Origin of the sequence: Bacillus sp. 17RED48 (genome assembly GCF_019837545.1) — a bacterium.
Taxonomy (GTDB): domain Bacteria; phylum Bacillota; class Bacilli; order Bacillales; family Bacillaceae_G; genus Bacillus_A; species Bacillus_A wiedmannii.
The window spans coordinates 172,278-183,996 of record NZ_JADAXG010000009.1 but is presented as its reverse complement, the minus strand read 5'-3'; the positions used below and the strand labels follow the sequence as shown (position 1 = coordinate 183,996).

The 11,719-nt window shown below is 34.7% G+C and carries 10 protein-coding genes and 1 pseudogene; 4 read left to right on the top strand and 7 right to left on the bottom strand.

Annotated elements, in window-relative coordinates:
• Nucleotides 1–18 precede the first annotated feature (18 nt).
• A complete protein-coding gene (locus tag ILT06_RS26945) occupies nucleotides 19–1,566 on the top strand; it encodes a hypothetical protein (protein WP_064477061.1) in 1,548 nt (515 codons plus the stop codon).
• 35 nt (nucleotides 1,567–1,601) lie between these two features.
• Here the strand turns inward: ILT06_RS26945 and ILT06_RS26940 are convergent, their stop codons facing one another.
• Entirely contained in the window at nucleotides 1,602–3,323 is a 1,722-nt protein-coding gene (locus ILT06_RS26940) for a DUF2339 domain-containing protein (RefSeq protein ID WP_154131426.1), read from the bottom strand.
• A 132-nt stretch (nucleotides 3,324–3,455) separates the two neighbouring features.
• Nucleotides 3,456–4,757 (bottom strand): branched-chain amino acid transport system II carrier protein BrnQ1, encoded by a 1,302-nt coding sequence (brnQ1, locus tag ILT06_RS26935; RefSeq protein ID WP_064477063.1) that lies wholly within the window; start codon nucleotides 4,755–4,757, stop codon nucleotides 3,456–3,458.
• 252 nt (nucleotides 4,758–5,009) lie between these two features.
• On the opposite strand from brnQ1, the gene ILT06_RS26930 reads away from it, so the two are divergent.
• Nucleotides 5,010–6,395: a peptide MFS transporter gene (locus ILT06_RS26930; protein ID WP_088046963.1), complete on the top strand. Its 1,386-nt coding sequence runs from the start codon at nucleotides 5,010–5,012 to the stop codon at nucleotides 6,393–6,395.
• 30 nt (nucleotides 6,396–6,425) lie between these two features.
• Here the strand turns inward: ILT06_RS26930 and ILT06_RS26925 are convergent, their stop codons facing one another.
• The 4 genes from ILT06_RS26925 to ILT06_RS26910 all read right to left on the bottom strand — a co-directional run bounded on the left by ILT06_RS26925 (nucleotide 6,426) and on the right by ILT06_RS26910 (nucleotide 9,237).
• Entirely contained in the window at nucleotides 6,426–7,058 is a 633-nt protein-coding gene (locus tag ILT06_RS26925) for a class A sortase (protein WP_001041721.1), read from the bottom strand.
• Between the two features lie 116 nt (nucleotides 7,059–7,174).
• Nucleotides 7,175–7,648 (bottom strand): hypothetical protein, encoded by a 474-nt coding sequence (locus ILT06_RS26920; protein ID WP_061675087.1) that lies wholly within the window; start codon nucleotides 7,646–7,648, stop codon nucleotides 7,175–7,177.
• A complete protein-coding gene (locus ILT06_RS26915; RefSeq protein ID WP_000154014.1) occupies nucleotides 7,641–7,859 on the bottom strand; it encodes a helix-turn-helix transcriptional regulator in 219 nt (72 codons plus the stop codon). The genes ILT06_RS26920 and ILT06_RS26915 overlap by 8 nt, the downstream gene beginning before the upstream one ends.
• A gap of 112 nt (nucleotides 7,860–7,971) precedes the next feature.
• Complete coding sequence (locus tag ILT06_RS26910; RefSeq protein WP_064477067.1) at nucleotides 7,972–9,237, bottom strand: 3D domain-containing protein; 1,266 nt, start codon at nucleotides 9,235–9,237, stop codon at nucleotides 7,972–7,974.
• Nucleotides 9,238–9,883: 646 nt separating this feature from the next.
• Here ILT06_RS26910 and ILT06_RS33190 point away from each other — a divergent pair.
• Both ILT06_RS33190 and ILT06_RS26900 read left to right on the top strand, forming a co-directional pair.
• Nucleotides 9,884–10,402 (top strand): annotated as a pseudogene (locus tag ILT06_RS33190) (methyl-accepting chemotaxis protein); the annotation flags it as partial.
• 134 nt (nucleotides 10,403–10,536) lie between these two features.
• The gene (locus ILT06_RS26900) at nucleotides 10,537–11,349 is read left to right on the top strand and encodes an undecaprenyl-diphosphate phosphatase (RefSeq protein WP_000434544.1); all 813 of its coding nucleotides are present in this window, start codon (nucleotides 10,537–10,539) and stop codon (nucleotides 11,347–11,349) included.
• Nucleotides 11,350–11,466: 117 nt separating this feature from the next.
• Here ILT06_RS26900 and ILT06_RS26895 read toward each other — a convergent pair whose 3' ends face one another.
• Entirely contained in the window at nucleotides 11,467–11,670 is a 204-nt protein-coding gene (locus ILT06_RS26895; RefSeq protein ID WP_001268332.1) for a hypothetical protein, read from the bottom strand.
• Nucleotides 11,671–11,719: the final 49 nt, after the last annotated feature.

The window sequence follows — 11,719 nt, the reverse complement described above, 5'->3', positions numbered from 1 at the left end:
TATTAGGGGGATTCTTCTATGAAGAATAAAAAATGGATTACATTTTCTTTAGCAACAGCAATTACACTAAGTATAGGGGCTTCGTTCATACCGTCTACTTATGCAGAAAGCTCTGTAGACCCAGCTCCTGAAATTGCTGCAAAAGTTGTAAATCAAAACAATGGGAAGAAAGTATTATTCGATAATACACACGGTCAAACTGCTGGGACGGCTGACTGGGTTATTGATGGTGGCTTTTCTGATTTCGGAAACGGCATTGCCCAAAACGGATATCATGTAAAAGAACTACGTAAATCAACACCGATTACATACGAAGATTTAAAAGACTACAATGTGTTTATCGTTCCAGAAGCAAATATTCCTTACAAAAAATCTGAACAAGATGCTATGTTACAATACGTGAAAAGTGGCGGCAGTATCTTCTTCATTGCCGATCATTATAATGCAGATCGTAATAAAAATCGCTGGGACTCTTCTGAAGTATTTAATGGATATAGACGCGGTGCATGGGATAATCCTGCAAAAGGAATGTCTAGTGAGGAAGTAAATTCACAAGCTATGCAAGGAGTAGAAAGCTCTGATTGGCTATCTAACAACTTCGGTATTCGCTTCCGCTACAATGCAATCGGTGATGTTGCAGCTAAAAATATTGTGTCACCTGAACAATCATTCGGAATTACAAAAGGTGTTTCATCTGTAGCAATGCATGCTGGCTCTACTCTAGCCATTACAAACCCAAAACTAGCAAAAGGACTTGTTTATCTTCCAGAAAACCCGTCAAAATGGAATAATGCTGTTGATAGCGGTGTTTATAACGGCGGTGGTGTTGCAGAAGGCCCTTATGCTGCTATCGCAAAAGTAGGACTTGGAAAAGCTGCCTTTATCGGTGACTCTTCTCCGGTGGAAGATGCGACGCCAAAATACGTTCGTGAAGATTCTGGCCAAACAAAGAAAACTTACGATGGTTATAAAGAAGAAAACGATGCTATCTTACTAGAAAATATCGTAAATTGGCTATCGAATAAAGAAACATTTACAAGTTTAGATCAAGTAAATGGTTTACAACTTGATTTACCTACCACTTTACAAACATTTGAACAACCAAGCTTATCAACTGAGCCACAACCTGAACCTTGGAGTGCACCAAATGCAGGTTATCAATGGTTTAATACAAATACTTTCAAACCAGGTTCATACGGTTATAACGGTGCTATAACAGCAAACGACTACGTAGTTACACACCCTAGCACTCTACCAAACAATGAAGTGTTCCAAATCAAAATTCAAGTAAATAACTTATTACCAAACACAACATACACTAATTACTCTTTAGGTATATTCACTACTGGCGGTACACAAGTAGCAAAAGTTCAAAATACAAATGGTACTTGGCCATCTACTTTCGGATATAGTAGTGCGTTCTCTTTCACAACAAACAGCTTAGGTTCTGCTGAGAGAATTGTGAACGTACAAATCGATTCAAATACAGCTGGACAAGCAACGCTTCGTCTACGCCAAAATACGACAGCGAAATACAATGAAGCTGTAATAATTGATAAGAAATAATGAAAAAGGCAATCCGCATACGGATTGCCTTCTTTTTACTTCTCTTCTTTTGAGAAAAACATCCTTGAAATAACGATACCTATACTACCTACAATTAAGAATAACACTGCCCTGATCATCATCGATACTTCTGGTAAGTCCAGAAGGAATAGCTTCCCTATCGTTACGACTAACACGACTAAGCCGGCATACAATATTTCATTCATATTTTTATTCCGTCCAAGCCAAACTGCAAATAATGCATATACCATCCATAATAACGATACAGATACGCTTATTATACTTCCATCTGTAGAAAGCACTTCACCGACTCTAGTAATTGCAATAAATACGATAACCATAAACCAATAGAGTGCTATAGAATAAACATATTTTCCAAAGCTCATTAACACATCTTTCGCTTGTTTCATGCAGTAATAAAATGTACCTATTAAAATAATATGAGCAACAAACCCAGCTGAAATGAAATGATCAAACGGACTAAAAATAGTTTGTATCATTCCAATCGCGTAAATCGTCGCACTAACATACAATTTCACCTGTTGTTTTACTTTAATAGCAGTCATCATACCGAGGAAACCTTGTAATAATAATACAATCGCTGCATTCACTAAACTATACTCATATAAAATCGCTAAACTAAATGCACCCATTGCGAAACCAAATAAAAGATTTGTAAATGTAGAATGTCTATTCTTCCTATATTCAAACACGAACATAGTAGCGTGCACGAGTGCACTAATCATTAATCCCCATGTTGTAAATTCAGGTATTTTTGAAATGGCTAATATAAAGAGAACTGCATTCGCACTAAATATCGCCAAGCGTGGCTCTAATATAAAGCTTCTCTCCGTAAACATATGCCAAAATAATAGTAAGTGAATCAAACCATAAACAACCGTTAACTGTATTTGCAAATCCTCCACTAACATTGACATAATAGCAAAGAAAACAAAAAGGACAATAGCAGCAACAGCATAAGAAATCATATATAAATACTGATAACGATTTTTCAACGCATACCATAATAAGCTAAGTGTTAGTATCGTCTCATATCCAAAGAAAATATATGGATTAGGAGTCGTACTATTTAATAAGAATGGCACGAAGAAAGCTCCTACGGCTACGAATATAGTAAGATATTCCGATTGATACCTCTTCGCTACATAAATACCTAAAATGACCCATGCAATGTTACATACAAACGCAACACTTGCTGGAATAAATCCATATAAATAATGCGCCGCAAATGTCGTTAAAACTATACCCGTAATACTTCCTCCTGCTAATACTAAACCCAACGCTTGCCGCTCTCGTTTAATTTGAATATCACCTATATAATAAAAACCGATTGATAGGACAATACCAAACACAATTCGTATTACAGGTGTTAATAATCCAACATCTACCCCTGCTTTAAATAACCAGATTACTCCAAGTAACATAATGCCGACAAATATACGTGGCAACCAAGTTTGGCAAAACTTAATAATATTAAATGGTTCTGGTTTAAATGCAGATATATCTACTTGTTTTACCTCACGTTCTTGCACGGGCTCCTTTATTGTAACTACTTCTTCTTTTTGCTTTTCCTCCATTACCGTTTCAATATATTCTTTCTTTTCTTTACTAACATGTTGCTGAGCATTTTCTACTTCTATTTCTCTTTGTTTTGCTTTCAATTCAAAAAGCGCTTCTTGAATCGTTTCAATTGCCGTTTCGAGCGCTTCTATTTTCTTATTTAAATCCTCCTTCATACGCTCCCCCCTCATCATCTATTCAAAATCTATATATTACCAATTACCTTTATCATACTCTTAGTCTATTCATTTTCAATACTATTTTTCCAAAAAAAAGGTGTTTTCCGAAATAGGAAAACACCTTTTTACTCATTTATTCTTATTTAGAACAACACTAACGATGACACCAATACAAGCACCTACAATAGCTGGAACAATCCACCCAACACCTTCTGTATAAAACGGAATGTATTTCAATATTGACGTCCACTGATTCATCATTACATTTTTATTAAAAATATCGATTGCACTAAATACCGCTACAATCCCAACAGTTACTGCATATACGTATGCATACTTTCCAATATATTTATGGAATAACCCTAGAATAATGAGTGTTAATGCAACTGGATAAATAAATCCAAGAATCGGTACTGATACTTTTAAAATTTGTGTTAATCCTAAATTAGCTAAAATCATACTAACAAAACTTAATATAAATGCCCAAACTTTATAAGTTACTTTCGGAAATGCACTTGCGAAAAATTGACTACAAGATGTAACAAGTCCAATTGAAACACATAAGCACGCGATTGTAAAAATAAGACCTAATAAAACGACTCCACCTTGTCCAAATAACGTCGTCATCACTTGTGCTAATACGTTCGCCCCATTATCAAATGTACCTAACGAACCGCTAATTGAACCAACATATCCAAGTATGACATAAATAATAGATAATAATAGTCCTGCTCCAATTCCAGCAATACTCATATATTTCGCTAAACCTTTATCATCTTCAATACCTTTTGCACGAAGAGCATTTGCAATAACAATCCCAAAAATTAAAGCTGCTAATGCATCCATCGTTAAATACCCATCTAAAAACCCTTGGAACATAGGAGCTTGTCCATAGTTTCCAGCAGCCTCTTTCACACTACCTACTGATGTAAACTTGCTCTTTATAAAGATAAGGGCAATCATGCCTAATAATAACGGTGTTAAAACCTTTCCGAACAACCCCATTAATTTAGAAGGTGATAAACTTAACCAGTACACAATACTAAAGAAAATAACCGTGTAACATAATAAAACTATGCTTCCCGCTTCTGAGAAGAACTGACCTGGCCCCATTTCAAAAGCTAAACTTCCTGCACGTGGTATACCAAGTCCTGGTCCAATAAATAAATACACGATACACGGAAAAATAATGGCGAATGAAGAATGAATCCTACCCGCTAACGTTTGAAAGCTTCCTGCTTTTGCAATCGCAATAACTCCCAATATAGGAAGACCTGTTGCTGATATAATAAACCCTACTAATGAAATCCACACATGTTCTCCTGCTTCATACCCAAGGAAAGGTGGGAATATAAGATTCCCCGCTCCAAAGAACATCGAGAATAACATAAGACTAATCAGTAAAATTTCTTTTTTCTGTAACAATTTCATTTCTTTCTCCTTCTTTAATTTCATCTTTTATGAAATCAATTTCACATATAAAAAAGTGCAATAACCCGCTTCCTTACAAAGAAAACATAGTCCATAGTCTAACATAAAAGAAACACCCATTCTATAGCTATATCTCTTTTCCAATTTCTTCTGAAAAATCAACCTTTATTGACTTATAATAGTTAATAAGGTAAAATATTAAATGTACAAAATTATTAACTTTGTTTTTGTTTGTGTCAGGAGGAAAATAACATGGAATCAGCGATACAACTAGAAAGAGAACAACAAAGAAAAAAGAAACATCCTCCAGGTTTATACTTACTCTTCTTTACAGAAATGTGGGAAAGATTTAGTTACTATGGATTACGAGGATTATTAACATTATATTTAACGACAGCTTTAGTAAGCGGTGGTCTTGGATTTAGTCCCGCATGGGCACTCTCCATTTACGGATTTTATACTGGAGCCTGTTATTTCACACCAATGATTGGTGGATACTTAACAGACCGGTTCCTAGGTAGACGAAAAGCCATCACAATTGGTGGTATAACAATGGCAATCGGTAACCTTACACTATTCGCCATGCAAAACCAAGTCGGCCTATACCTCGGATTAGCGCTTATTATTATCGGTAATGGATTCTTCAAACCGAATATCTCTACACTTGTTGGCGAATTATACGAAGAGAATGATCCAAAACGTGACAGTGCATTTACCATTTTCTATATGGGTATTAACGTCGGATCATTTTTAGCTCCACTCGTTTGCGGATTTTTATCAGAAAATTTATTCAAAACAACGGTTGATGGCGTTGTACATTACGGATTCCGTTACGGTTTCTTAGCCGCTTCAATCGGAATGATCATTGGACAAATTTTATTTACAACACTATCAAATCGCTTCCTTGGTGATCTCGGTAAAAAACCAACTCGCGATTTACAAACAACAGATGGACAACCATCAGTAGGAGATACACCGTTAACAAAAAAAGAAAAACAACGTACCGCAGTTATCGTCATTTTAACATGCTTCGTTGTCTTCTTCTGGGCTGGCTTTGAACAGGCTGGTAGCTCATTAACATTATATACAAACAAATTTGTAGACCGCTCTGTGTTCGGATGGGAAGTTCCAACATCTTGGTTCCAATCGGTCAATCCATTATTTATTATTTTACTTGCTCCAGTCATTTCAGCATTATGGGCAAAACTTGCAACTCGCAAGCGCGGGGATTTAAAAATCCCAACCAAAATGGGACTTGGTATGATCTTGCTTGGTATCGGTTATATCATTCTCGTTATCGCTACATTAAAAACAGGTAGTGATGAACATAACATTACAGAAAAAGCAAACTTACTATTTATCGTCTTTACGTATCTTTTCCATACGTTAGGTGAGCTATTCTTATCACCTGTTGGACTATCAATGGTTAGTGCACTTGCACCAGTAAAACTTGCTTCTTTATTAATGGGAGTATGGTTAGCAAGCTCAGGAATCGCTAACATTTTAGGCGGACAACTTGCAAGCTTCACAACTTCACTTGGATATGCTGAAGTATTTACCGTAATCGGAGCTGTAGCAATTGTATTAGGTTGTGTTTTATTACTAATTTCTAAGAAATTAGTGAAATGGATGGATTAAAAAAAGATGAGGGAAATCCCTCATCTTTTTTTATTTCTTCGCCTTCGTTCCTACTAAATCACCAGCAACAACGTAACGCTTAGAATTATCTTTCACAGATACACATGTAATAAGCGTTATTTCATCTTTCCCATGATCCTCTACAACTTCCCACTTATCAGGAGTTACTTCAGATACACCAGTAACCGCATACTCATATTCGTTTTCATTATCATACAAATAAATTTTATCGCCTTTTTTCAAAGAAGCTATATCACTAAATAAAACACCTTTTTTAGACATATTATGTCCTGCTAATGCATAGTTCCCTTTTCCCATTACTTGATTTTCTTTTACTGTTGCTGCACCTGATAATAGGTTTTTCTCAGTAGAAGATTTTAAAACTGGAAGTTCTAATGAAACACTCGGGATCGAAATACGACCAATTACTTGTTTCTTATCTAATGATGCATTCGCTACTTCTGCTAAGTCTGGCTGATTAATTTTCGAAGCATCTACAAATTCCGTCTCATGTTTTTCATAATCCATCTTTTGAACAGCCTGCACATTTTCAGTCTGTTTCTTTTCAGCCTGATATCCATCGTAAAATGGCTTTCCGATTAACACACCACCTACAACAAATAGAAGGATTGCTACTATACTATAAATTCTTTGCTTATTCATATACAATTCCTTTCCCTTACAAAATCTTACTCTATATAAAATGATAAGATAATATTGCTATATGTACAAGTGTAAGCTAAAAAGAAACCTTCTTGCTAATGCAAGAAGGTTTCTTTTTAAGCGATTTTATTTCGATATAAGGATACGTGAAAAATTGTCATTTGAATAAAGAAAATACTAAATGCAATATATATTGGATATGCAGGAACATATAGATTAGCAATTGGAGAAAGAGTTAAAAAACCAACCGCACAAGGCAACACGTACCATAGTGACATAAATGTAGTACGACAAGCCTTTTCTGTAATTGCCTTTTCCCTCTCATCCTCTTGAGGAAATAATAGTGGAAACATCCAATACGAGAGCTCTTTATATTTTTTCTTTTGAATTTTATAAAGAACAGTCGATACAATACCAAATATTAAAAGTAATCCTAGCGGCATTAAACTCAGTGAAATTTCAGATGGTACTCTCTCCGTTTGAATAAAATTAGCGACTTCAATAGTAAAATAATACAACTCAATAAACGCCCAACCTGCTAATACCATTAAAAGTACATTTAGCATATAAGAAAATACGAGTCTATTCATCCTCTTTCCCCTCCTTATTCAAAACAAACACATCTTCCATCTTTAACTGAAATACATCGCAAATCGTAAGTGCTAATAACAGTGAAGGGACATAATCCCCTTTTTCAATTGCCGCGATTGTTTGTCTTGTCACTCCAACCTTTTCTGCTAATACACTTTGCGAAAAATTAAACCGAGCTCTTAATTCCTTCACTCTATTTAAAATGGTCAATTTTACCACCTCTCACCGTCATTGTATGCTATCCTTAACAAAATGTAAACTTAACTTAACATTATAATTACAAAAAAATCCAACTTTACATATTGTAAAGTTGGATTACATGTTAATTTAAAATTGTAAGCTTAACATTTTTTCTGCCCCATTTACTAGATGAAGCTTTATCTGGCATTAAAACATCAATTTTGTGACCTTTAATCGCGCCACCAGTATCTGCTGCAATTGCTTCTCCGTATCCTTCAACATATACGCGAGAACCTAATGGGATAACAGATGGGTCCACTGCAATTAATTTCATTCCTGGGTTTGCAGTTAGGTTATAGCCTCCCCATGCAGAATATACTTGTTGACCTGGTGCATAGCCATTTTCACCTGGATCTGCTGTATAAGCTGTTGCATGTACATAGATTTCTCTTCCACCAGCAGCTGGTTTAGATGGTTGTGCAGGTTCTACACTTGAATTATTATTTTTAGTTTGAGCTGGCTTACTAGCTTGCTCTTGCTTTTGCTTTTGTTTTTCAGCAACATCTGCCTGTGCCTTAGCTAAAGCTTCTTGCTCAGCCTTTGCAGCTGCTTCTGCTTTTGCACGCTCTTCTGCAGCAATTCTTGCTGCTTCTTGCTCACGAGCAATTGTTTCTTGAACTGCTTTCATATTTGATTCGATTTTAGCTTTTTCTTCTGCTGCTAAATTAAGTTGGCTTGCAACCTGATTATATTTAGCTTGAACTGTTTGTAAGTTAGCTTGACGCTTTTTCAAGTTATCTTGCAACTCAGCTTGTGCTTTGGCTAATTTTTGTTTGTCTACTACTAAAGATTCTTCTTTTTCATCAATTGTTTTCTTATCTTCTTCAATTTGACGAAGATCTTGTTCTTGTAGACGTAAAATTTCTTTATCTGCTTCTAGAATAGTAGAAACTGCGTTCATACGTTGTAAGAAATCTGCAAAGTTTTTTGACTCTACTACAACTTCTACTACTAAACTTGTATTTGAACTGTTTTGAACAGAAACCATACGTTTTCTCATAATATCCTTACGAGCAAGGACTTTATCCTCTAAAACGACAATTTCATTCTTTTTTTGCTCAATCTGCTTATGTGTTTCATCGATTTTACGTTGAATAGCAGCTTGATCCTCTTTATTTTTTGCAATTGTATTATTTAAATTATGTAGTTCGTTTTCGATACCTTGAATTTCTTTATTAACAGCTTGCTTCTCTTGCTCTTTCTTTTGCATCTCTGCATCGTTTTGCTGCAATTGCTGTTGCATGTTGTTAAGTTTCTCGTCGTTTGACTCTGCTTTTACAGCGACTGTACTAGAAAGACTGATAATGCCTGCTAATACTAGACTACTGATTCGCTTAAAATAGTTCATAATCCGACTCCCTTCTTATACAGTTATACATGATTTATTTTACAGTTTGTTTACAATACCATTAAATACAGTTTATTTTTCATGACGAAAAAAAGGGAATTATGCATAAAATGTAATAGATTCTTAAATATTTAACAATTCCTATATTTAAAAATTATAAAAGATGCTAAAATCCAAATATAGAGAAAATATAACTTCTAAAGGCGGTTGAAATAAATATATGTTTACTCAAAAGAAATCACTCCAACATAAAATTGATCAATTAGAAAGTCGTATACAAGAACTAGAAGCAGAATTAAAACAAAAAGATATTGAAAAACAAGAGATCATTTCTTCTATTCACGACCGTGTGCAAAACGTCGTTCAAGAGCATCAACTCGTAAATAATCAACACCATACACTTCAAAATTTAGTTCAACAATTAAATTCATGTTTCGAAAATGTTTCAACGCGTACAACACATTCCAATGAATTGAATAATGAAATGTTACAAAAAGAACAAAGCTTAATTCAGTCAATTGAAGAAATCATTGACTGTTCTAATGAAGGAAAAGAATCTGTTCATCGTTTACTTATTGTAATTAATAAATTAGGTGAACAATCTCAGCGCACGTCTAATAGTATGAATCATTTAAGTGAGCGCTCAAAAGAAATCGAGCAAATTGTAGAAGTCATCCAAAACATTGCAGCACAAACAAATTTACTTGCTTTAAATGCGAGTATTGAAGCTGCACGTGCTGGAGAGCACGGTAAAGGATTCGCTGTCGTTGCCAATGAAGTAAGAAAACTAGCGGAAAGTACAGCCGAAAGTACAAAAAACATTGGTAACTTAACGAAAAAAATTCAAGAAGAAATTGAAAAAGCATACGATAACACAAAAGATAATTTGCATTTAGTCGATGAAGGTGTAGAAATGAGTGCCGATACAAACGCTAGAATTGAAAACATTTTAATTATGATTCAAACGTTACAAAGCGGTGCTACAAATGTTATTAAAGCTATCGAAAACCAAAAATCTTGTAATGATGATATATTACGTGAATTCGCTAATACACAACAAATGTTCCAAAAATTAAATACTACTATTATGAACCACATTCATGATGCCGAAAAAGTCGATGTTCAATTGACTAAAGGTCTTCAAGAAACAGCGGCTTCTCATTAATAATAAAAACCCCTTATAGCGCGCTATAAGGGGTTTTTATTATATTTCGAATATTTATTTCTTCTCAATATTCATCCGTATCTTTGTTATAATGAACAAGTTGTTTCTTTCGACTAATAAACAAGGAGGTTTTTATGGAACAATTTCATTACATTTTAAAATATTTAATTCTTGGTCTGTTCCAAGGACTAACAGAACCAATTCCGATTTCTTCAAGCGGTCACCTCGTTTTAGCACAACATTTGCTAGGACTAAAAATAGAAGGGTTTAGCTTCGAACTACTTGTTAATTCAGCTTCATTATTAGCTGTATTACTTATTTATAGAAATGATTTAATTCGTCTAACGAAGAATGGTCTATCTTATATATTTACAAGAGCAGAAGATGCAAAATCAGATTTCTTCTTTATTATTTACCTTGTTATTGCGACCATTCCAGCAGGCGTTATTGGTGTTTTATTTAAAGACTATATCGACCAGTACTTAAAAGGCGTGAAAATGGTTGGGATTTCCCTTCTTATTACTGCTGTCGGCCTTTGGATTATTAGAAACTTGCGTGGACGTAAAAATGATGGCGATCTTTCTATGAAAGATGCAATTATCGTCGGATTAGCACAAGCTTGCGCACTAATTCCTGGAATAAGCCGATCAGGTGCAACAATCGTCGCAGCGATGTTACTTGGTATGAAGCAAGAAACAGCTCTTCGTTTCTCATTCTTACTGTATATCCCTGTTAGCTTAGGTGGTTTATTACTAAGTATTACAGACATTGCAAAAGATCCAAACCTAGATACATTATTCGTACCATATGTCGTTGCATTTATCGCAACATTTATCATGACGTATATTTCTTTAAAATGGTTTATGAACATTATGGCAAAAGGAAATTTAAAATATTTCTCTTTCTATTGCATTATCGTAGGTGTACTTACTCTTATTTTCTTATAAAGTGAAACTTACAAATCGAAAAGAGAGTCATTCTATTAAACTAGGATGACTCTCTTTTTTATATTTTTATAATGATAAAGCCCCTCTTACCTTTCTGTACAGTAAGAGGGGCCCCTTTTATGCGTATACTTTCTTTTCTTGACAATACAAACGAATAACATGTTTATTTTGTTGAAATACATCATGCGTTAGGCGGATAATAATAAAATTTCGTTTTGTTTGATCATCATGAACAAAAATCTGTTCTCCCTCCTGAAAACGCCATGCACTTTCAAAAGTTGTAATATGATCCCCACTTACAGAAAAAAGCTCATACCGCATATCTTGTACCCTCTCTCAACTTATAATAATCACAATATCCTTATATTAA